We start from the raw sequence: 22,851 nt of genomic DNA on the forward strand, positions 1-22,851 counted from the left end.
ATGATATGGAATTAGAAATGCAAACAGGCTCAACGTTGAATAGTGATGAAGTTCACCGCATAGAATCTCTTTATGGGCTGACGGTAAAAAGCAGCGCCTTCTTGGGGATGGGATCCGGCAATACCAATTACTGCCTCGAAACGGATATCGGCCGCTGTGTTTTCAGCATTATTGAAGAGCAAAGCCGTGATGACGTTGAGATCATGGCAAAGACGCTGGTATGGCTGGAAGCACATGATTATGAGACCTCCTTGCTGGTCAAACCCAAAGGGCAAGAAAGCTATTCAATTATATTAAGGGGTAAGCACTCTCTATTAAGAACCTATATGGATGGCGCCGTCCGCCGGGATTTCAACGAACATATGCTCAGGCAGCTCGGCGTTGCCATGGCGAAACTGCATACGATCCCCGTCCCTAATTTCTTAACAGACTCAGTCTTCTATGAGCAGAAAAAGTTCATGGATGCCCTCGATGCCAATATCGATCAGGATTATGAGCGCTGGGCCAAAGACAGACTCAGGCATCTTGCCGTAGAACGCATCAGCGGCTTGCCTACCTCTGTCATCCACTCCGATCTTTTCTACGACAATATGCTGTTTGAAGGCGAGCAGTTCGTCGGCATGATAGATTTTGAGTTGACCTGTATTTATCACTCCGTTTTCGATATCGCCATGGCGATTGTCGGCACCTGCGGCATCAATGGGACGCTGTCGCCGGAAAAAGCGAAGCATATCATCGCGGGTTATAATTCTATAAGAATGCTTGAAGCGCGCGAAATTAAGGTGTTGAAAACCTATACGGAATACGCCGCCATCCTGACATCTCTTTGGCGTTATTGGCGGTATAGAATCTATCAGCCGGGTGGTGATAAATCTGATAAATATCGCGAAATGACAAGCTTGGCTAAAAGTATTGAACGCACCGACTTCTCACAAATTTGCTGACACGTTCCCTTCATAAAGTAAAAGGGCGTCGAGCGTAAATTCGACGCCAAGACAATCGAACGTTAATATTCGGCCCTGATTATAGTACGGAGTAACCCGCTGCATGGACATCAAAGACACGAAAAAAATCGTCATCCTCGTTGACGCCTACTCATCCGGAAATGATGTGGCACCGGAATTCAATAAAGAAGGATACGGGTGCGCGCACATTCAAAGTCGAGAAGATATCCCGGCGAAGCTGCTGAATAGCTACAGAGGGGATGATTTCTTTATCAGTTTGCAATACACAGGGGATGAGATCCTCAATCAATTGCAAGAGTATGATGTTATCGCGGTGATTGCAGGCTGTGAAACAGGCATTGAACTCGCAGATCATCTGGCTGAGCTTCTGGACCTGCCCGGTAACGATACCGGCACGAGCCGTTCTCGCAGGAATAAATACCTGATGCAGGAGTGCCTGAAAAATAGCGCGATCAATCATATCCCCACGCTCCGATTAACTACCCTTAAAGACGCCACGCAATATGCGACCGAGCTGTTTAAAAAATACCGGAAGCTGGTGCTAAAACCCGTTGACAGCGCAGGCACGGACTCCGTTTTTGTTTGCAAAACGGTTGAAGAAGTTGAAGCTCATTCGGGTGATTTGTTCAAAAAAAGCAATCAGCTCAATTTAAAAAATGAAGTCATTATTCTGCAGCCTTTTATTGAGGGGGAAGAGTACGTCGTCGATACTGTCAGTTATCAAGGCCGTCACAAGATCTGTGCGATATGGAAGATGGGCAAGGGCAGTTACAACGGGGCCGATTCCATCTGTGAGTTCACCGAACTGACCTCCTTCGATGCGCAGAATCACGCTCAGCTCAAAGATTACATCTTTAGCTGTCTGGATGCTTTAGGGATCACGTTTGGCGCAGCGCACTCGGAACTGTTTTTAACCAAAGACGGTTGGACGCTAATTGAAACCGGGGCCAGACCGCACGGCGCGGGTTTTCCGGCGTTGTCATCCCTGGCGTTGAAGCGCACGCAGATTGACGAACTGGTACTGAGCGTGTGTTCAACCGAGGCATTCCTGGAAGCGGTCGCAGAGGAATATAAACCGTTAAACTATTTAAAAATTAAAGAGCTGATATCTTTTAGCGCTGGCACTATCAAGGCCGTTAAGCATGTCGATACCATCGCCGGTTTGCCATCCTACAAGAAATCAAATCTGCCGGATGTTGATCAGGAAATAAAACTCACGACGGACGTTTACAGCTCTCCGGGCTGGATTGCGTTAAGCCACCGTTGCGCCGATCAGCTCAATGCCGACTATCAATATATCGTTGGCCTTGAAAGTAAGGGCATGTTTGAAGTCTATGAACAGTAAAATCAAGGCGTCCGGCCCAACGTACATTCTTGGATATTGCATCCTGGGTGCGGCCATAGATGTTTTTCTCTCAGGTTTGTTGCAGAGCATCGATCTGTTCGTATTATTGTTTTGGACTTTCACCTTGACCTGGCTCGGTTTCTTTGTGATCTCCGTGCTGTTTTTCCCCGTCAAGCTGCGAGCTTGCCTCAACGCCTGGAAGTTAATTCTATTATTGAATATCTCTACGCTGGGAGCTTGGGTTGGGCTTTTCGTTGGGTTGAAATGGACGGAGCCCTCCATTCTGGTGGCCATGCTTTTTGGACTGAGCCCGATCATTTCTGTTTTCATTGAGATTTATAATCGAAACTCGGTGGGGGTAAAAAACATCGTTATAGCCGTGATGCTGGCTTTTATTGTCGCCGTGCTGATGATATTGGCCGTGAAAGGGCAGCGTTTTAACCCCTTCGATTCAAACACCCTATTTGTTCTGGCGCTTGGCTTAGTGTGTCTCGTCACCTCAACCTGTATGGCTGTCGGCACCTATATTGCAAAATCATTGTCCAAACAAGCGTTTAACGCCGTCAATATTCAGTCGTTCAGATTTCCCTTGCTCATTGGCGTTTGCGCGCTGATGTTGCCGAGCGAAGGCGTATTGGCAACGACGCAATCCAGCTTCTGGATGTACCTGCCGATCATCGTCATATTAGGGAATATATTGCCGCTATGGATGCTGCAAAAGGGTATTGAACTCACCAGCGCCTTGACCACCAACATTATTGTGAATGTTTCACCCTGCATTACGCTGTTGCTGGAGGCTTTTGACCCGTCGATAGCCTACAGCCATATGAAACTGGCGGTGTTGGTGATGCTGCTGCTGGTCATGCTGATCGCCAATGACGACGTGGGCAAATTTGTCGTCAGCAAGATAAGGGGGAAGCCCGTGAGTTTGACGGAGTGAAAATACTCCGTCGACAGCCGCAAAAAGCGGCGAGGCCGGCGATCCGCAGATCGCCGGCCGCGCTGAGTTATTTCTGCAACAGCTGCGGGTTGACGCAGTTTTCTTTCACCGTGCCGGTCAATGCCGCGATCAAGTTATCCACCGCGCAGGCGGCCATGCCGTAGCGCGTTTCATGGGTGGCGGAGCCGATGTGCGGCAACGCCACTACGTTCGGCATGCTGAGCAGCGGCGAGTCGGCCGGCAGCGGTTCCTTCTCGAACACATCCAACCCCGCGGCGTGGATCACGCCGTTTTGCAGCGCTTCGATCAGCGCCTGCTCATCCACCACCGGCCCGCGGCCGGCGTTGATCAGAATGCCGCTTTTCTTCATCTTCGCCAGCTGATCGCGGCCGATCAGATGGAAAGTTTGTTCGGTCAGCGGCAGCGTGATGCAAACGAAATCCGACTCGGCCAGCAGGGTATCCAGATCGCAGCGGCGGGCGTTGAAGCGTTGCTCCGCCTCTTCGTGCGTGCGGCGGGCGTTGTACAGCACCGGCATGCCGAAGCCGAAGTGCGCGCGCTGCGCCAGCGCCAGGCCGATGCGGCCCATGCCGAGGATGCCGATGGTTTTGTGGTGCACGTCGACGCCGAACCAGTCCGGCCCGATGCTGCCGCGCCATTCGCCGGCCTTGACCCGTTCCGCCACTTCCACCACCCGGCGCGCCGTCGCCAGCACCAGGCTCATGATGGTGTCGGCGACGGTTTCGGTCAGCACCGTCGGGGTGTGCATCAACAGCACGTTATGGGCGTTGAGCGCCTCGACGTCGAAGTTGTCGTAGCCGACGGAAACGGTCGAAGCCGCGCGCAGTTTGGGCGCCTGCTGCAGGAAGGCTTCGTCAATTTTGCCGCCGGAACCGATGATCCCTTCGGCCTGCTGCAACGCCTGGCGCAGTTCCTCGCGGTTCTCCGGCTGCAGGCCGTTGAACGCGTGTACGGTGAAGTGTTGTTCCAGACGTTCACGCAGGTCGGCGGGCAGGCTTTTGTACAATACGATAGAAGGTTTCATCACGAACTCCAGCTGGGCCAAAGGGGGCCTGGCGCCCCCTCGGGTTGATTGACAGAGAAAAAGTATAACCGGATCAAGCCATCTGCGGCTGGATCTCGTTGCGGGCGGGCTTGACGATCAGCGTCAACACCACCGCCACCACCAGTGCGATAGCCATAAACATGTAGGAAGCCGCCGGGCTGCCGGTGGCGCCGTTCAGGTAACCGACGAACCAGGAACCGAAGAACGAACCCAGCGCGCCCATGCTGTTGATCAGCGCCATGGCGCCGCCGGCGACGTTTTTCGGCAGCATTTCCGGAATGATGGCGAAGAACGGCCCATAAGGGGCGTACATCGCGGCGCCGGCGACCACCAGCAGGCCGTAAGAGATCCAGAAATGGTTGGTGCCGACGGCGTAAGAGCCGAAGAACGCCAGCGCGCCGATCAGCAGCAGCGGCCAGACAAACAGCTTGCGGTTTTGCATTTTGTCCGACGCCCAGGAGACCACGATCATGGCGATGGTCGCCGCCAGGTAAGGTACCGCCGACAGCCAGCCCGCTTCCACCATGCCCATCTGCATGCCGCTGCGCAGGATGGAAGGCAGCCACAGCACGAAGCCGTATACGCCGATGCTCCAGGCGAAGTACTGCACGCACAGCAGTATCACGTTGCGCGAACGGAAGGCTTCGCCGTAGTTGCGCACGGCCTTGATGCCTTTCTGTTCTTCGTCCAGCTGCTGTTGCAGCGCCTGTTTCTCATCGGCACTCAACCAGCCGGCCTGCGCCGGTTTGTCTTTCGCCAGCACCCACCAGCAGAACGCCCAGATGACCGCCGGAATGCCCTCGATGATGAACATTTCGCGCCAGCCGAAGGCGTGGATCAGGTAACCGGACACCACCGACATCCACAGCACCGTCACCGGGTTGCCGAGGATCAGGAAGGTATTGGCGCGTGAACGCTCCGATTTGGTGAACCAGTTGCTGATGTAGATCAGCATTGCCGGCATCACCGCCGCTTCCACCACGCCGAGGATAAAGCGGATGGCGGCCAGCATCGGGATATTGCTCACCACGCCGGTCAGCGAGGCGCAGCCGCCCCACAGGATCAGGCACCAGAAGATCAGTTTTTTGACGCTGCGGCGCTCGGCGTAGATGGCGCCGGGAATTTGGAAGAAGAAATAACCGAGGAAAAACAGCGCGCCCAGCAGCGAGGCCATGCCCTTGGTGATGCCGAGATCCTCATTGATGCCGGCGGCGGAGGCGAAGCTGAAGTTGGCGCGATCGAGATAGGCCAGGCTGTAGGTGATAAACACGATGGGCATGATGTACCACCAGCGTTTGGCCGCGACAGTCGCTTTGTTCATGTTCAGTATCCTTCAGTGGTGTTGCATCCCCTTCGCCCAGCCCGTTGGGCATGAAAGACGAAGGGGCAGATGCTCTCCCGACGCGTCCCGGTTGTAGGGCCAGAGGCTGACGTCATGCGGAGAAGTCGTTTTTTATTGTTATTCGGCCAGCGCCGCGCGGGTCGGCAGGCCTTCGCTGTCGCCGATGGCCTGGATCGCCAGCGAGCCGATTTTGTTGCCGCGTTGCACCGCCTGTACCAGCGTTTTGCCTTCCAGCAGGGCGCTGAGGGTGCCGACGGCAAAGCCGTCACCCGCCCCTACGGTATCCACCACGTTGTCGACCTTGACCGCGGCCACCGCCGCTTTATCGCCGGCGGCGGTTTTAAACCAGGCGCCGTCCGGGCCGGTTTTGATGATCACCGCCTGCACGCCGCGCTCCAGATAGAAATCGGCGATGCCTTCCGGCGTCGACTGGCCGGTGAGGATCTGTCCCTCTTTCAACCCCGGCAGCACCCAGTCGGCGGCGAACGCCAGCTGGTTCAGCTGCTCGATCATCACCTCGCGACTGGGCCACAGCACCGGGCGCAGATTGGGATCGAACGAAATGGTTTTGCCCATGGCGCGCATCTCGCGCGCCGCATGGTGGCACAGCGCCAGCGATTCGCCGGACAGCGCCGCCGCCACGCCGCTCAGGTGCAGGTGGCGCGCGGAACCGAAATACTCGCGGTTGAAATCGGCGACTGACAGGCGGCTGGCCGCCGAGCCTTTACGGAAATATTCCACGCTGGGATCGGTACCATCGGTAGTCTTGGATTTCACCTGAAAACCGGTCGGATAGTGGCCGTCGACCGTCACCTGCCGGTAGTTGATGCCTTCTTTTTTCAGCTGCTGCAGGGTGAAGCGGCCAAACGAGTCGTTGCCGACGCGGCTGACCCAGCCGACGTTCATGCCCAGACGGGCCAGGCCGATCGCCACGTTCAGTTCGGCGCCGGCGATGCGTTTGGTGAAGGTTTCCACCTCCGCCAAATCGCCGGTCTGCGCCGCCACGAACATCGCCATGGCTTCACCCAGCGTGACCACATCCAGGGGCGCCTGCTGCGCCGTCGTTGCCGTTAACGTTGTCATCATGGGGTTACTCCGCACGCAAAATATTGACGTAATGGCGGGTGACGGCTTCCAGGTCATCACCCTGCAACGGGAATTCGATGCCGCGCGGCGCATCGTGCGGCAGGCGGGCCAGCAGATCGCGCCAGCTGCCGTCGGTATCGTCCAGCGCAATGGCGCGCCAGCCGCGCGGGCCTTGCGTCGCGGCCTTGACGTGCACGTAACCGACGTGGCGGGCCAGGCGCTCGGCGGCGGCGAAGGCGTCTTGCCCCACCCACAGCCAGTTGGCCATATCGAAGGTCATGCTGACCGGCAGGTGGCTATCTTCCGCTGCATGGAAAAAGGCGTTCAGCATCGACAAAATGCCGCAGTCCGGCGTTTGGTCGTTCTCGACCACCAGTTTGACCGGATGTTGCTCCAGCGCCACTTTCAGCTCGGTAAAATCGAAGCCGGGGCGGAAATGGCCGAGGGAGAGCTTCAGCTGGCGCGCGTTCAGCGCCTGCGCTTCCGCCAGCAGCGCCGGCAGGTTGGGATTCAGCGTATGTTGCGGAGTGAACAGCGCCTCAGGGGCGGAATAGACGGTGAACAGCTGCTGGCGTTCTATCTCCTGGGCCAGCGCAGGCAGGCTGTCCAGTTCGCCGGCGGCGAACAGTTCGCGGCGGATCTCCACCCCGTCGGCGCCCGCGCCGGTGATGATGGGCAACAGCGCGCGCTGGCCGCCCTGTTGTTTGACGGTATCGGCGCCGTAGGCGCCGGTGACCACGATGATTTCTGTTTTCATTTTGACTCCTGAGGCGGCATTGTCGCCGCCGCTGCTGTTACCGGTACGTTAAATGGAACCGGTTCCAGTAGAAAGCGACAGAGTGTAAAAATATGATCGCAATCACGAAGCTGAGCAAAAAACAGCCGATGAAGGCGGGGCGGTTAAGGCCCCGGAGAAGGCGGGTTAGCGGGTGGTGGAGCCGCGGACGATCAGCTCGCCGGAGAACATCTGCTCGCCGCTGGGGGCGGCCAGACCCTGAATACGCTGCACCAGCCGCTCCAGCGCCGCGTGCCCCATTTGGTAGGTGGGTTGTTTCAGCGTGGTGATGCCGACGCCCGCCAGTTCCGCCCACTCCAGCTCGTCGAAGCCCAGCAGGCCGATGTCGTTGCCCCATTGGATGCCGAGCCGGCGCATGGCGCGCGCCACCTGCAGCGTCAGGGCGCCGTTGGCGGAGATCACCGCCTTGCGCATGCCGCGATGACGGCCGCTGAAATCGCTCAGCACCTGTTCCAGTTTTTGCCGATCGTTGAGCGGCGTTTCGGCCTGCTCCGCCAGCAGCGCAGGGTGCTGCGCCATGGTATGCCTGAAGGCGTGCAGGCGTTCCAGGCGGGTATTGACCGTACCGAGCGGTTCGCTGAGGAACAGGATCGCTTCGAAGCCTTGTTGCAGCAGGTGCTCGGTGGCGACGGTGGCGGCTTCACGGTTGTTCAGGCCCACTACGTCGCAGGCGAAGTCGGGGATTTTGCGGTCGATCAGCACCATCGGCAGCATCGACTGTTGCAGCGTGGATAACGCTTCCTCGCGCATGCCGACCGCGTTGACCACGATGCCTTCCACCCGGTAACTGCTGAGCAGCTGCAGGTAGTGCTGTTCCTGATTGACTTCGTTGTTGGTGTTGCACACCAGCAGGGTAAAGCCGTGTTGGCGGCAGGCGGCCTCGATGCCGCGCATCACGTCCACCGAATAGGGGTTGGTGATATCGGCGAGGATCAGGCCGATCAGGCGCGTTTGGCCGCCCTTCAGGCTGCGCGCCATCTGGCTTGGGCGGTAGTCGAGCTGCTGGATCGCCTGTTCGATGCGCTGTTTGAGATCGTCGGAAAGCAGGTGCTGTTCACCATTCAGATAGCGTGACACGCTGGTCTTGCCGGTTTTGGCGATGCTCGCTACATCGCTGATGGTGGCGCGTCCTGAGGCGCGCGTTGCCTTGACAGTGCTCACAGCCGATCCCTCCTGCGGTTAATTGTCAAGGAGACTACCATACCCGGCGTGCGGGCGGGAATGTTGAAGGATAAGGAGAAAATCGCAGGGAAGCGGCGGGGCGCCGGTGGCGCCCCGCGCGGGATTATTGCAGCGGGCTGAGGGTGATCTCGACGCGGCGGTTTTGCGCCTTGCCTTCCGCGGTGCTGTTGGACGCGATCGGGTTGTCCGGGCCGGCACCGGCGGTGCGGATACGGTTCGCCGCCACGCCCTGGGTGATCAGCGCGCTGGCTACGCCATCGGCGCGCTGCTGCGACAGGTTCATGTTGAGCGAACGGGAACCGGTGCTGTCGGTGTAGCCGATGACGTTGACTGCGGTTTTCGGATACTCTTTCAGCACCATAGCGACGCCGGTCAGGGTGTTGGCGCCCGCCGGTTTCAGCGTGGCGCTGCTGCTGTCGAAGGTCACGTTGTTCGGCATGTTCAGCACGATGTTGTCGCCCTGACGGGTGACGCTGACGCCGGTGCCTTTCATCTTGTCGCGCAGTTTGGCTTCCTGCACGTCCATGTAATAGCCAGCGCCGCCGCCGAGCGCCGCACCGGCCGCCGCGCCGATCAGCGCGCCCTTGCCGCGATCTTTCTTGGAAGAGGACAGTACGCCGACGCCGGCGCCCAGTGCGGCCCCGAGGCCCGCGCCGATGCCGGACTTGCCGACTTCGGATTCGCCGGTGTAAGGGTTGGTGGTACAGGCCGACAGCGTGAGCGCGACGCTCACTGCGCCGGCAATAATTGCAATGCGTTTTTTCATGTTCTTGTCCTTAATGGCATCAATATCTGTACGCGCCGGCCCAACACGGGGGCGCAAAAAAGTAGGCGACGCAGGTGGGGCCCGCATCACCGCGCTACTATGACGCGTTGGCTCGCCGGCAGTTCCGGAGAAAAACGTGACAAATGATGAGCGCGGGTAAGTGCTGGGGGAGTTATGCGACAAAACGCCGGGCGGCGCCATGCAGCGGATTCCTAATTGCGCGCCGCCAGGGTGCGAATGCGCCTTTTTTAACCGTAACCGGTTGAATTCTCGATTGCCGGCCAGTTCATGATCAGCGTATAGGCCTGGGTTTCGTCGTTAAACAGGCGCTGTGTCACCTGAAAACCGTGCTTGTGGTAAAACGCGCAGGCGCGCAGGTTTTGCTGATAAACCTCCAGGCTGAGCCGGCGGTAGCGCTGCTGCACGTGCGTCATCAGCGCCCGGGCTACGCCGCGGCCGTGATACGCCCGATCGACAAACAGCGCGCCGATGAACTGTTCGTCCAGCACGCTGATAAAGCCGACGATCTCGTTTTCATGCCAGCAGGCCCAGCTCTGCGCGCGCGGCAGGTAATTTTCCCGCACCAGTGCGGCGCTTTCACGCCAGTATTTTTCCGCCACGAACGGATGGGCGGCGATGGTGCTGGGCAGCCACAGCGCCATCAGCCGATCGATATCCGCCGGGCCACAGGGGCGGATCACCGTGGCTTTGGGTAGCACATGCACCCCGTGAGATGATCGTTCACCAGCCCGCTGGCCTGCATGAAGGCGTAACAGATGGTGGAGCCGATAAACTTGAAGCCGCGCTTTTTCAACGCCTTGGACATGGCGTCGGACTGCTCAGTTTTGGCCGGAACCTGGTTCAGCGCCTGCCAGCGGTTGAGCTGTGGCCGGCCGCCGACGAAGTCCCATATGAAGGTGACGAAATTCTCGCCGGCCGCCTCCATCGCCAGATAGGCTTTGGCGTTGGTGATGATGGCTTCTATCTTGCCGCGGTGACGGATGATGCCGCTGTCTTGCAGCAGCCTTTCCACGTCTTGTTCGGTCATGGCGGCGACCCGCTGCGGATCGAAATCATGGAAGGCGCGGCGGTAGTTCTCGCGCTTTTTCAGCACGGTGATCCAGGAAAGACCGGCCTGTTGTCCCTCCAGACACAGCATTTCAAACAGCTCGCGCGCGTCGGTGGTGGGCGTGCCCCATTCCTTGTCGTGATACTCGAGATACAACGGATCGGCCGTCACCCAACCGCAACGTTCTTCTGCCATCCTGAATGTCCTTGTGCTGTATTTATGAACAGTAATCATCGCTCGAAGCGGTGAACTTGGCAAGCCTCTGATTGTTTTGTCCGCAGCCCCGCTTGACGTGACGAAAAAGCCGACAATAGTTACTACATGGCCGGTGGAAAACCGGCCAACGATAAAAACGACATTGCCTTCATTTGCAGGCTCTCAGGAGTCGATTCATGCCTCTAAAAATAACATGCATGCCCCGCCCGGCGGCGCTTGCAGTGGCGTTACTTTGCAGTGTGACCCTTCCGGTTCAGGCGTATGACCAACTCTACGTCTTTGGCGACAGCCTGAGTGATACCGGCAACAACGGCCGGTTCACCTATGACGGCAGTCAGCACCTGCTGTACGACGAAGCGTTGGCGCAACGCATCGGCGCGGCGCTGGTGGCCTCGGACAACGGCGGTGAAAACTACGCCGCCGGCGGCGCCGTGGCGGTGCCGGGCCTGAACCCGGTCGACAACACTCAGGATCAGGTGCAGCGCTACCTGAATCGGGTTAACGGCCAGGCCGATGGCGACGGTTTGTATATTCACTGGATCGGCGGTAACGATTTGGCGGCGGCGGCGCTGAACGCCGCTACCGCGCCCGGCGTGGCCTATAACAGCGCCGCGGCCGCCGCCGCGCAGGTGCATTCGCTGCTGAACGCCGGCGCCGGCACGGTGATCGTGCCGACGGTGCCGAACATCGGCTCCACGCCGCAGCTGATGGAGCTGATTATTCAGCAGGCGCTGCCGCCGGTACAGGGGGCGGCGATTCAGGCGGCCTATGCCACGCTCAATTCGGTGGCAACCCCGGACAACGCTTCGCGAACGCAGGCGATCCACGCGGCGTTGGCCGCCGCGGCGAAGCAGGGCAGCGCGATCCCTCAGGTGCAGCAGGCGATCGCCGCCCAGCTTGTGGCGGCGTATGACAGCCTGAGCGCGCAGGCCGCTCAGCTGACCGATTTCTATAATCAAAGCGAAGACCGTTTGCTGGCGCAGGGGGGCGGCAATATCGTGCGGGTGGACGTGAACAAGCTGTTCGCCGAAGCGATCGCCAATCCGGCGCAGTTCGGCTTCGCCAACACGGCCGGCATGGCTTGTCCGGCGGGCGTTTCCTCGGCGGTTTGCCGTTCCGACATGCCCGGCTTCGACGCCGGCCAGTCCTATCTGTTCTCCGACCATTTCCACCCCAGCCCGCAGGCGCACCTGCTGATTGCGGATTATATCCAGGCGGTGTTGGATGGCCCGGCGCAGGTGGTGGCGCTGAATCAGGCGACGGCGGCGATGGCGCGTGACAGCCGCGCCACGCTCGACAGCCGTTTCCAGCAGCTGCGCAACGGCGACAATCCGCAGGGCTCGCTGGGCGTGTTCGGCGGCTACGCAGGCCAACACTATGACTATGCCGATAACCGGGCGGCGGGGGATGGCAACGCCACCACCCACAACCTGACCGTCGGCGTGGACTATCAGCTGACCGACAGCTGGTTGATCGGTGCGTTGATCGCCGGTTCCAACGACGATCAGCATCCTTCCAGCCGCTATGACTACAAGGCGCGTGGGGTGCTGCTGTCGGCCTTCAGTTCGCTGGCCATATTCGAGCAGGGGTGGGTCAATGCCGATCTGCACTATGCGACGATGGATTATGACGACATCCGTCGCAGCATGCGGTTGGGGCCGCTGACGCGCACCGAAACCGGTTCGACCTCCGGCAAGCAGTGGGGCGCGCGCGTGACCGCCGGCTACGACTTCCCTATCGCTGCTTACCTCACCACCGGGCCGGTGGCGCAGTTCGCCTGGGATTACAGCCATGTTTCCGGCTACAGCGAAGACGGTGATGACAGCACCGCCATGCGCTTCAACGATCAAACCTATCATTCGCAGATCGGCGCGTTGGGCTGGCGGTTGGATACGCAATTCGGCGTGTTTAACCCCTATGCGGAAGTGAGTTATCAGCATCAGTTCGGCGATGACGTCTACCGCGCCGGCGGCGGCCTGAAATCGACGCAAACCTCATTTACTCGCGACAGTGCGGGTCAGGACAAAAACTGGGTGGATGTCACGCTGGGGGCCAACATGCCGTTGACGGACAGAGTGTCGGCCTTCGCCACCGTCTCGCAAACCGGCGGCCTGAGCAGCGGCGAGCAGTTTATGTATAACGTCGGCGTCAGCGCGCGCTTCTGAGAACTCTCGGGAGAGGATGGAGCCTGTGACGGCGAGATGGCGAGGCGATGTGGGCGGATGAGACTGTACTTTAGTACAACTATCATTTATCGCTGAAAGTTCTTATCGTTATTGCATAACGATAAAATACAGCGCTACAAAAAAAAACTGATCCTATAAAGGATCAGGTAGCCACTTGGCCAACACCAGGGAAAATTTTGGTTATTATTGTATATCCAAATCTTCACTGTCAATGGCTTTTTCCCTTCATCATCGGATGCGGGGCGTTTTCGCCTGCCTGTCTGGCCCCCTCTCATCTTCAACGCGACAGAACGCTTTTGTCAGATGCATGTCATGATGCCGAGTTGTTATGATTTTGTTTTCTTTGTGTTTCTTTGCCGGATAACGCCCCCTGCCGCCCCTTTTTCAGCGACGCGCTTATTTCTCGATTAAATTAATTTCCCCTCCGAAATTATTTTAATTGACTCTTTAAAACGCCTGTTGATTATTAACGCTTCCTATTATGCCTGTCGGTTTAATTTACTTGGCGGCGCAACCGGGTTATACTCTTCTCAATTTTATAGTGATGTTATTTCTTGAAGAGGATTGGTGAGTGTCTAACTTTTTTTTCAATAATGAAACCATTAATGCCTCTATAAAAGAAGAGTTGGAACGCGGGCTGAGCAAATACAATAATATAAAATATGCCTATGCTATAATGAATAAAAGAAATCCGACTAGCTTTTCAATCATTTCCAATAGAACGGAGTGGTTCGAGTTTTATATCAAAAACAACTATCAGTTTATTGATCCCGTTTTGATTACCGCATCGCATAGAATCACCCCGTTTACCTGGGATAAAGATTTGGAAATTGGCGCAGGATTAAAATTGCCAAAGATTTTTGATATGGCCAAGAACTACAATATTATTAATGGGTATACTTTCGTCTTGCACGATCATCATCATAATCTGGTGGTGTTATCCATTATGTTGGATAAGCATTGTGATGCGGATGTTGAACAGCAGATTGACAATAATAAGGCCGAAATTCAAATGCTACTGATTACCATGCACGGAAAAATGACGGCGCTCTACCAGGAAATGAGCACGCCTGCTGACTTTGAAAAAATGAACCAGCGGGAGTTTTTCTCCAAGCGTGAAAATGAGATCATCTACTGGGCGAGCTTAGGTAAATCCTATCAAGAAATTGCCCTTATCCTGGGAATAAAACTCACCACCGTAAAATATCACATCGGCAACGCCGTCAAAAAGCTTGGCGTCACCAATGCCAAACATGCCATCAGGTTAGGTGTGGAGCTGCAGCTCATCCGGCCGCTTCTCGCTGACTCGGAAGGATAATGGCCAGGAATCCAACGGGTTATCCCACTTTGTGGCGTGTTGGTTGATGCGCGCCAGCAATCTGTTCCGGTTGGCATCGTCTATCGGCAGATAGATCAGATAAATATTTTTATTCTTTTCGGAGCATCCGGTTTTTACCACCGAGATATGCCAGCCGGAGCGTTGGAAAATAATGCGCATCGGGTGACTGATAATGGCGTATATGCCTTCGTAGCCGCAGCTTCTTGCATAGTTTATCATCGACAGGAAAAGCATGGTGCTAATTGGCGCTTGATGGAGTTGAAGTGCTTGAATGCGCGCCTTGTCTATAAATAATCTGCTGGCTTCAACGTAATTCCCTCCGGGGAGTTTTATACCGTTAAAGTAATTGTCGAATACGCCATCGCTGATCATGTTTGGGTATTTCGTTTCGATAAATCGCAAGCTGCAAATGACGTGATCTTGGTAGGTGCCGAAAATATAGGTGGCGTGACGGTTGTCGTATTCGTCAAACTCCATGTTATTTTCGCAATTAACGAGCCAGTCTAAACGGTCTTTAAACGTTTTTTTTCTTAAAGAGAATAGTTCTTTCGATCTGTTATCTGGCAGCAAATTATAGTCTACGTCAAAGAGCTCTATCATTTTCAATCTTTTTCCTAAGCGACTTAAATGGCTTTTTAGCTGCGGCTGTTATTTGTTCTTGTTATACTACCAGAGTCACTATGGCAAGTAAATTTCAGTCGATGCCGCGTTGGTGAGAATAAAGTAAATATATAACACTGAGTTATGTTTTTTTTCATTCCATTCACTTATTTGAATATTGTTCAACACGCCTGTTGTTTGTCGAAGAAGCCTCAAGCTGCCGGTAGTGGAAGCATGCGGGGGATGAATCGGCGTTTCTCTAAAGCCAGCCGATACCCGAGCCTGCGAAAGCGGTGCGGTTACCTCGCCCTCTGCGGCGCCGATGTCGCCGACGGTTTTCTTGGCCGACGGGTGAAAATCCAGCGCTTCTCGCCCCGATTCGCACTTGTTGCCGGATTCTGGCTGTATATCTTACGGTCAAAGGGTATACTGGCGCATTCCATATAAATCCACTTGTATCGCGTGCGAATTCAACATGCAAAAGTTTGATACCAAGACCTTCCAGGGCCTGATCCTGACACTGCAGGATTATTGGGCGCGCCAGGGCTGCACCATCGTTCAACCATTGGACATGGAAGTCGGCGCGGGAACCTCACACCCGATGACGTGCCTGCGCGCACTGGGGCCGGAGCCGATGGCCGCCGCTTATGTGCAGCCATCCCGTCGCCCGACCGACGGCCGCTACGGCGAAAACCCGAACCGTCTGCAGCACTACTATCAGTTCCAGGTGGTGATTAAGCCATCGCCGGACAACATTCAGGAACTCTACCTGGGCTCGCTGAAAGAGCTGGGTCTGGATCCGACCATCCACGACATCCGCTTCGTGGAAGACAACTGGGAAAACCCGACGCTCGGCGCCTGGGGCCTGGGGTGGGAAGTGTGGCTGAACGGCATGGAAGTGACGCAGTTCACCTACTTCCAGCAGGTCGGCGGCCTGGAGTGCAAGCCGGTGACCGGCGAGATCACCTATGGCCTGGAGCGTCTGGCGATGTACATCCAGGGCGTGGACAGCGTGTACGATCTGGTGTGGAGCAACGGCCCGCTGGGCGTCACCACCTACGGCGACGTGTTCCATCAGAACGAAGTGGAGCAGTCCACCTACAACTTCGAATACGCCGACGTCGACTTCCTGTTCTCCTGCTTCGAGCAGTACGAGAAAGAAGCCCAATCGCTGCTGGCGCTGGAAAAACCGCTGCCGCTGCCGGCCTACGAACGCATCCTGAAGGCGGGCCATACCTTCAACCTGCTGGACGCGCGCAAGGCGATTTCGGTGACCGAGCGTCAACGCTACATTCTGCGCATCCGCACGCTGACCAAAGCCGTTGCCGAAGCCTACTACGCTTCCCGCGAAGCGCTGGGCTTCCCGATGTGCAACAAGAAGAACGAGAACTAAGAGGCAGCCATGACTCAACAGACTTTCCTGGTGGAAATCGGCACGGAAGAGCTGCCGCCGAAGGCTCTTCGTTCCCTGGCGGAATCTTTCGCCGCCAACTTCACCGCCGAGCTGGACAACGCCGGCCTGGAACACGGTGACGTGAGCTGGTTCGCCGCACCGCGCCGCCTGGCGCTGAAAGTGGCCAACCTGAGCGCGGCGCAGGCCGATCGCGAAATTGAAAAACGCGGCCCGGCGATCGCTCAGGCGTTCGACGCCGAAGGCAAACCGAGCAAAGCGGCCGAAGGCTGGGCGCGCGGCTGCGGCATCACCGTCGATCAGGCGGAGCGCCTGGTGACCGACAAGGGCGAGTGGTTGATGTACCGCGCCCATGTCAAAGGCCAGTCGGCGCAACAACTGCTGGCCGGCATGGTCAGCACCGCGCTCGGCAAGCTGCCGATCCCGAAACTGATGCGCTGGGGCGATTCCGACGTGCAGTTCGTGCGTCCGGTGCACACCGTCACGATGCTGCTGGGCGCCGATCTGATCCCGGGCACCGTGCTGGGCATCGAATCCGCGCGCACCGTGCGCGGCCACCGCTTCATGGGCGAAGCCGAGTTCACCCTCGACAATGCCGACCAATATCCGCAGATCCTGCTGGAGCGCGGCAAAGTGGTCGCTGACTACGAAGCGCGCAAAGCCCTTATCAAACGCGACGCCGAACTGGCGGCGCAGAAGATCGGCGGCAAGGCCGATCTGAGCGACAGCCTGCTGGAAGAAGTGGCCTCGCTGGTGGAATGGCCGGTGGTGCTGACCGCCAAATTCGAAGAGAAATTCCTGGCGGTGCCGGCGGAAGCGCTGGTGTACACCATGAAGGGCGACCAGAAGTATTTCCCGGTGTACGACGCCGCAGGCAAACTGCTGCCTAACTTTATCTTCGTGGCCAACATCGAGTCGAAAGACCCGCAGCAGATCATCTCCGGCAACGAGAAGGTGGTGCGTCCGCGTTTGGCCGACGCCGAGTTCTTCTTCAACACCGACCGCAAAAAACGTCTGGAAGACAACCTGCCGCGCCTGGAAACCGTGCTGTTCCAACAGCAGCTGGGCACCCTGCGCGACAAAACCGATCGCATCCAGGCGCTGGCGGGCTGGGTTGCCGGCCAGATTGGCGCCGACGTCAACCACGCCACCCGCGCTGGCCTGTTGTCGAAGTGTGACCTGATGACCAACATGGTGTTCGAATTCACCGACACCCAGGGTGTGATGGGCATGCACTATGCGCGCCACGACGGTGAGGCGGAAGACGTCGCCGTTGCGCTGAACGAGCAGTATCAGCCGCGCTACGCCGGTGATGCGCTGCCGCAGTCGCTGGTGGCCTGCTCGCTGGCGATCGCCGACAAGATGGACACCCTGGCCGGCATCTTCGGCATCGGGCAGCATCCGAAGGGCGATAAAGACCCGTTCGCGCTGCGCCGCGCCGCGCTGGGCGTGTTGCGCATCATCGTCGAGAAAAACCTGCCGCTGGATCTGCAGACTCTGACCGAAGAGGCCGTGCGCCTGTACGGCAGCAAGTTGACCAACGCCAAGGTGGTCGACGACGTGGTGGAATTCATGCTGGGTCGTTTCCGCGCCTGGTATCAGGAAGAAGGCCACGCGGTCGATACCATTCAGGCGGTGCTGGCGCGCCGTCCGACCAAACCGGCCGACTTCGACGCGCGCGTCAAGGCGGTATCCCATTTCCGCACGCTGGACGAGGCGGCGGCATTGGCTGCGGCCAATAAACGCGTCTCCAACATTCTGGCCAAGTCTAGCGAAACGCTGAACGACAGCGTGCGCGCATCGGTGCTGAAGGATGCGGCGGAGATCCAGCTGGCGACCCACCTGGTGGTGCTGCGCGACAAGCTGCAGCCGTACTTCGCGGCGGGCAACTACCAGGAAGCGCTGGTGGAACTGGCCGCGCTGCGTGAGCCGGTGGATGCGTTCTTCGACAACGTGATGGTGATGGCGGACGATGCGGAAGTGCGCGTTAACCGTCTGACGCTGCTGAGCAAACTGCGTGAGCTGTTCCTGCAGGTGGCGGATATCTCCGTGCTGCAGTAAGCGATTCTTTGCTGTGAAAAGGCGCCTGCGGGCGCCTTTTTTATGGTTGGCGTAACAGTCTGATACCGGCAGCGGTCAAGCGATAGCGTTGTAAACGGCTCTTGGGTTTATCCGGTAGCGTCATTTCAATCCAACCCGCATTCAAGGCCGGCTGTAGATAGCGCTCGCGGAAAGATTTTCGATCTTGCAACTGTAGAACATTCTGGAGCGCTTCTCGCGACATCTCCCCTTGCAGCGCCGCTAGCAAGTCAGCGACTTGGGGGGTGACTTGGGGGGTGACTTGGGGGGTAATGCTCAACTCAAGCGCTTTTAGAATCATTTCCAGCATGAATTCAACGAAGGGTGAGCAATCGGTCTTTTGGTTGCTGGTATTCAGCGCCTGGTAATATCCGGGTTGGTTATCATGTACCAGGCTCTCAACCGGCACGTTGGCGAACAACGGATCCCAGCGTGACAAAATCAGCGTTTGCCACAACCGTCCCATACGGCCGTTTCCATCGGCAAAGGGATGGATAAATTCGAATTCATAGTGAAATACACAGCTGCCGATCAGCGGTGGCAGGTCGGTTTGTTGCAGCCAGATGAGCAATTGACGGATTAGCAACGGTACGCGTTCCGCCGGTGGAGCCATATGGATCACAACATTGCCGTTCATCACGCCGACGCCGCTTTGACGATAGCGGCCAGCATCAGGCAGTAAGCTGTTCATCAACATCCCATGTGCGGCAAGCAGATCGCGTTCATTTTCGGGATGCCAATGATTCAGGTTGGTATAGCAATGGATGGCATTCATCGCTTCCTGAACGTCACGCGGAGGGGCGATGACGCGCTTACCTGCGATGATAGCGGTGATCTGCTCTTCGCTCAGGGTATTGCCTTCGATCGCCAACGAACCTTGAATAGTGCGGATCCGATTGATGCGCCTTAGCCGCAATGCATGCTCTTGTTCCGCTTGTATCGTCAAACGGGCCAATGCGGCGCCGACGTCTGTCGCCAGATGCAGAATGGAGGGCGTGATGGTCAACGGTGGCTGATAAGAGGACATGAGCAAGTTGGCCCGACGATAAACGTTGGAAAAGTGTACCATGCGTGCGTGGCACGTGCAGTACGCCGTTTTCAACCGCCTCCGGCCGAGCCAATGTTCACCGCAAGCGGAATCGCGTATCGGAACGCCGCCAGTTGATCTATTCTTATAGGCGCACGGAGTGCGGAAAAAGGGGCGGAGTCCAATGAAAAAGCAGGTTTATAACAGGAGTTATGTCACATGGCGGTAGGGATCCAGAGCAGAGGTTTCGCGCGTTGGTTGGCACCGGTATTGGCATTGTTGGTGGTCATGCAATTGACCGCCTGCGGCGATAAAGAGCCGGAACAGCGCAAAGCATTTATCGATTACTTACAGAATACCGTGATGCGCAGCGGGGCGAATATCCCCACGCTGAGCGAAGACCAGAAACAGAAGTTCGGCAACTATGCCGGTGATTACGCGATATTGGTCGGCTTTTCGCAGCAGTTGTCCAAGTCGGTCGGCGCCAGCCTGACCCCGGCGCTGGATCAGATTAACCAGATCCGTACCGCGCAGGACTACCTGAACAAACGCGACGCGCTGCAGCAATCGGTCGGGGCGTTGAACCTGTTGGGCCAGCAGATCCAGTCGGCCAAATCGCAGGCGGATACTGCCCACGCGGCGCTGAAGCAGCCTGACGATCTGAAGGCGGTGTACAACCAGGCCTATGACAAGATAGTCACCGCCCCGGCCAACGCCTTGATGCCGGCGATCCCGACTACCGCCAGCTTTGTGCAGGATCTGGTGCAGGTCGGCGACTTCTTGCAGAGCCAGGGCAATCAGGTCAGCTTCAACAACAACGGCGTGCAGTTCCGCACTGCGCAGCAGGTGGCGCAATACAACACCATGATGTCGAATCTGGTGGCTAAGCAGCAGAACCTGATGAATGCGCAGAAAACCATTCAAAGCGTGACGCAATAATAACGCGTCCAGGCGCGAAACAGGCCGGCATTGCCGGCCTGTTTTATTTCCCCTCAGCGTTTCCAATCGCTTGCTGGCTTATTGCGCAGGCTTCTGTACTACACTTCAATTAATCCATTCATTAGGCAATGTAGTTTTCTTTCATTCATCACTTCGCTAGTTCCCAGCGGGATGAGTGCTCACAGGGAAGATCAAACAGAGCGTTGCGATCGGCGCTGCAGCTAAAAATAAATTGTGACTAATGTCACAATTCAAAAACAAAACGCCAATTAAAAAATGTGATCATAGTCACTTTATTGGGGGTTTTGTGGCGACTTTTTTCTCACTGTGCTTTTTTTACACGCCATAAATGTGATCTTAGTCACTATAAAGGGTGGTTTGTTGTGGTGTTGTGTGTGATTTGTATCACAAAAAATCCGTGAAGTTCGCGTGACAAAAACAGCGTGATAGAGTCCGTTTCGCATACAGCGGCAACACGGCTGGATCGTCACAACAATAATCACGCGCTCTATTGTCAGCGCGTAACAATAGGGGTGTGTTTTATGTTTTCACCAGACATCAAGGTTAAAGTGCAAAACTTTGGCCGCTTCCTGAGCAACATGGTGATGCCCAACATCGGCGCCTTTATCGCCTGGGGGATTATCACCGCGCTATTCATTCCAACCGGCTGGCTGCCGAATGAGACCTTGGCCAAGCTGGTCGGCCCGATGATCACCTACCTGCTGCCGCTGCTGATCGGCTACACCGGCGGGCGGCTGGTGGGCGGCGATCGCGGCGGCGTGGTCGGCGCCATCACCACCATGGGCGTCATCGTCGGCGCCGACATGCCGATGTTCCTCGGCGCGATGATCGCCGGCCCGCTGGGCGGTTGGGCCATCAAGCATTTCGATCGCTGGGTGGACGGCAAGATCAAAAGCGGCTTTGAAATGCTGGTGAACAACTTCTCCGCCGGCATCATCGGCATGCTGCTGGCGATCCTGGCCTTCCTCGGCATCGGGCCGCTGGTGGAGGTGCTCTCCAAACTGTTGGCCGCGGGCGTGCACGTGATGGTGACGAACAACCTGCTGCCATTGGCGTCCATCTTCGTTGAACCGGCGAAAATCCTGTTCCTCAATAACGCCATCAACCACGGCATCTTCTCGCCGCTGGGTATCCAGCAGGCTACGGAAGCCGGCAAGTCGGTGTTCTTCCTGATTGAAGCCAACCCAGGCCCGGGCATGGGCGTACTGATGGCCTACATGTTCTTCGGCCGCGGCAGCGCCAAGCAATCCGCCGGCGGTGCGGCAATCATTCACTTCCTGGGCGGCATCCACGAAATCTACTTCCCTTACGTGCTGATGAACCCACGCTTGCTGCTGGCGGTGATCCTGGGCGGCATGACCGGCGTCTTTACCCTGACGATGCTGAACGGCGGCCTGGTTTCTCCGGCTTCCCCGGGTTCGATTTTGGCGGTGCTGGCGATGACGCCGAAAGGCGCTTACTTCGCCAACATTGCGGCGGTATGCGCAGCCTTCGCCGTCTCCTTCGTGGTATCCGCTTTCCTGCTGAAAACCTCCAAGGTGAAAGAGGATGACGATCTGGAAGCCGCGACCCGTCGCATGCAAGAGATGAAATCGCAGTCCAAAGGCGGCGCGGCGGCGGCGGCATCGGTCGACGGCGATTTGAGCACCGTGCGCAAAATCATCGTCGCCTGCGATGCGGGCATGGGTTCCAGCGCCATGGGCGCCGGGGTGCTGCGCAAGAAAGTGGCCGATGCTGGGCTGAAGAACATCTCGGTGACCAACAGCGCCATCAACAGCCTGCCGGACGACGTGGATCTGGTGATCACCCACCGCGATCTGACCGAGCGCGCGATGCGTCACGCGCCGCAGGCCCAGCACATCTCGCTGACCAACTTCCTCGACAGCAAGCTGTACAGCGATCTGGTTGAGCGTTTGGTGGCGGTCAACAAAACCACCGACAACCAGCAGAAGGTACTGGGCGCGCTGGACGACAGCTTTGAAGCCGGGGAACCGAACCTGTTCAAGCTGAGCGAGAGCAACGTGTTCCTCAACCTGCAGGCCAGCGACAAAGAGCAGGCGATCCGCTTCGCCGGCGAGCAGTTGGTGAAGGGCGGCTACGTCGAGGCGGAATACGTGCCGGCGATGCTGGAGCGCGAAAAGCTCACCTCCACCTACCTGGGCGAATCGATCGCCGTGCCGCACGGCACCATCGAGGCCAAAGACCGGGTGCTGCGCACCGGCGTGGTGTTCTGTCAGTACCCGCAGGGCGTGCGCTTCGGCGATGAAGAGGATGAAGTGGCCCGTCTGGTGATCGGCATCGCCGCGCGCAACAACGAGCATATTCAGGTGATCACCAGCCTGACCAACGCGCTGGATGACGAGAGCGTGATCGAGCGGCTGGCGAATACCACCAGCGTTCAGGAAGTGCTGGACCTGCTCGGCGGCAAAAAAGCCGGATAACGGAATCATTTTAAAGGGTGCAGCTTGCTGCACCC

19 protein-coding genes are annotated in these 22,851 nt (G+C 57.2%); 9 read left to right on the forward strand and 10 right to left on the reverse strand.

Annotation, left to right across the window (positions count from 1 at the left end; genetic code table 11):
• Positions 1-5: 5 nt before the first annotated feature.
• The 3 genes from ACJ8PE_RS22550 (at position 6) to ACJ8PE_RS22560 (ending at position 3,250) form a co-directional block, all read left to right on the forward strand.
• Complete coding sequence (locus ACJ8PE_RS22550; protein WP_080273428.1) at positions 6-944, forward strand: phosphotransferase; 939 nt, start codon at positions 6-8, stop codon at positions 942-944.
• A 103-nt stretch (positions 945-1,047) separates the two neighbouring features.
• Complete coding sequence (locus tag ACJ8PE_RS22555) at positions 1,048-2,310, forward strand: ATP-grasp domain-containing protein (RefSeq protein ID WP_197793670.1); 1,263 nt, start codon at positions 1,048-1,050, stop codon at positions 2,308-2,310.
• Positions 2,300-3,250, forward strand: coding sequence for a hypothetical protein (locus ACJ8PE_RS22560; RefSeq protein WP_096242698.1), 951 nt, complete (start codon positions 2,300-2,302; stop codon positions 3,248-3,250). Before ACJ8PE_RS22555 ends, ACJ8PE_RS22560 begins: the two co-directional genes overlap by 11 nt.
• 67 nt (positions 3,251-3,317) lie before the next feature.
• Here the strand turns inward: ACJ8PE_RS22560 and ghrB are convergent, their stop codons facing one another.
• From ghrB to ACJ8PE_RS22600, 8 genes are all read right to left on the reverse strand, one after another.
• Complete coding sequence (gene ghrB, locus ACJ8PE_RS22565) at positions 3,318-4,295, reverse strand: glyoxylate/hydroxypyruvate reductase GhrB (RefSeq protein WP_033645132.1); 978 nt, start codon at positions 4,293-4,295, stop codon at positions 3,318-3,320.
• 73 nt (positions 4,296-4,368) lie between these two features.
• Positions 4,369-5,637, reverse strand: a complete 1,269-nt coding sequence (locus ACJ8PE_RS22570) for an MFS transporter (RefSeq protein ID WP_033645131.1) — start codon at positions 5,635-5,637, stop codon at positions 4,369-4,371.
• A gap of 138 nt (positions 5,638-5,775) precedes the next feature.
• Positions 5,776-6,741 carry a sugar kinase gene (locus ACJ8PE_RS22575; RefSeq protein ID WP_046688560.1) on the reverse strand — a complete coding sequence of 322 codons (966 nt, stop codon included), beginning with the start codon at positions 6,739-6,741 and terminating at the stop codon, positions 5,776-5,778.
• 7 nt (positions 6,742-6,748) lie between these two features.
• Positions 6,749-7,501: a sugar phosphate isomerase/epimerase family protein gene (locus tag ACJ8PE_RS22580; RefSeq protein ID WP_197793919.1), complete on the reverse strand. Its 753-nt coding sequence runs from the start codon at positions 7,499-7,501 to the stop codon at positions 6,749-6,751.
• Positions 7,502-7,666: 165 nt separating this feature from the next.
• Positions 7,667-8,701 (reverse strand): LacI family DNA-binding transcriptional regulator, encoded by a 1,035-nt coding sequence (locus ACJ8PE_RS22585; protein WP_004933951.1) that lies wholly within the window; start codon positions 8,699-8,701, stop codon positions 7,667-7,669.
• A 124-nt stretch (positions 8,702-8,825) separates the two neighbouring features.
• Positions 8,826-9,488 (reverse strand): OmpA family lipoprotein, encoded by a 663-nt coding sequence (locus ACJ8PE_RS22590; protein ID WP_033645129.1) that lies wholly within the window; start codon positions 9,486-9,488, stop codon positions 8,826-8,828.
• 248 nt (positions 9,489-9,736) lie between these two features.
• The gene (locus ACJ8PE_RS22595; RefSeq protein ID WP_033645128.1) at positions 9,737-10,189 is read right to left on the reverse strand and encodes an N-acetyltransferase; all 453 of its coding nucleotides are present in this window, start codon (positions 10,187-10,189) and stop codon (positions 9,737-9,739) included.
• Entirely contained in the window at positions 10,186-10,752 is a 567-nt protein-coding gene (locus ACJ8PE_RS22600) for a DNA-3-methyladenine glycosylase I (RefSeq protein ID WP_033652312.1), read from the reverse strand. Before ACJ8PE_RS22600 ends, ACJ8PE_RS22595 begins: the two co-directional genes overlap by 4 nt.
• A 197-nt stretch (positions 10,753-10,949) precedes the next feature.
• On the opposite strand from ACJ8PE_RS22600, the gene ACJ8PE_RS22605 reads away from it, so the two are divergent.
• On the forward strand, positions 10,950-12,938 hold the full coding sequence (locus ACJ8PE_RS22605; RefSeq protein ID WP_033645126.1) for an autotransporter domain-containing esterase: 1,989 nt from the start codon (positions 10,950-10,952) through the stop codon (positions 12,936-12,938).
• Between the two features lie 592 nt (positions 12,939-13,530).
• Positions 13,531-14,277 (forward strand): helix-turn-helix transcriptional regulator, encoded by a 747-nt coding sequence (locus tag ACJ8PE_RS22610; RefSeq protein WP_033645125.1) that lies wholly within the window; start codon positions 13,531-13,533, stop codon positions 14,275-14,277.
• Here ACJ8PE_RS22610 and ACJ8PE_RS22615 read toward each other — a convergent pair.
• Entirely contained in the window at positions 14,224-14,898 is a 675-nt protein-coding gene (locus ACJ8PE_RS22615; RefSeq protein WP_197792999.1) for an acyl-homoserine-lactone synthase, read from the reverse strand. The two genes, ACJ8PE_RS22610 and ACJ8PE_RS22615, sit on opposite strands and share 54 nt — an antisense overlap.
• 475 nt (positions 14,899-15,373) lie before the next feature.
• Between ACJ8PE_RS22615 and glyQ the strand changes: the two genes are divergently transcribed.
• Positions 15,374-16,291: a glycine--tRNA ligase subunit alpha gene (gene glyQ, locus ACJ8PE_RS22620; protein WP_004933966.1), complete on the forward strand. Its 918-nt coding sequence runs from the start codon at positions 15,374-15,376 to the stop codon at positions 16,289-16,291.
• A gap of 9 nt (positions 16,292-16,300) precedes the next feature.
• Positions 16,301-18,370 carry a glycine--tRNA ligase subunit beta gene (glyS, locus tag ACJ8PE_RS22625; protein ID WP_042783397.1) on the forward strand — a complete coding sequence of 690 codons (2,070 nt, stop codon included), beginning with the start codon at positions 16,301-16,303 and terminating at the stop codon, positions 18,368-18,370.
• Positions 18,371-18,410: 40 nt separating this feature from the next.
• Here glyS and ACJ8PE_RS22630 read toward each other — a convergent pair whose 3' ends face one another.
• Entirely contained in the window at positions 18,411-19,415 is a 1,005-nt protein-coding gene (locus ACJ8PE_RS22630) for a Fic family protein (protein WP_197760401.1), read from the reverse strand.
• Between the two features lie 219 nt (positions 19,416-19,634).
• Between ACJ8PE_RS22630 and ACJ8PE_RS22635 the strand changes: the two genes are divergently transcribed.
• Positions 19,635-20,354, forward strand: coding sequence for a DUF3053 domain-containing protein (locus tag ACJ8PE_RS22635; protein ID WP_025304780.1), 720 nt, complete (start codon positions 19,635-19,637; stop codon positions 20,352-20,354).
• Positions 20,355-20,896: 542 nt separating this feature from the next.
• The gene (locus ACJ8PE_RS22640) at positions 20,897-22,816 is read left to right on the forward strand and encodes a PTS mannitol transporter subunit IICBA (RefSeq protein ID WP_108680012.1); all 1,920 of its coding nucleotides are present in this window, start codon (positions 20,897-20,899) and stop codon (positions 22,814-22,816) included.
• The last annotated feature ends 35 nt before the right edge of the window (positions 22,817-22,851 follow it).

The organism is Serratia sp. CY74737 (assembly GCF_052166775.1).
In the GTDB taxonomy this organism is placed as follows: domain Bacteria; phylum Pseudomonadota; class Gammaproteobacteria; order Enterobacterales; family Enterobacteriaceae; genus Serratia; species Serratia ureilytica.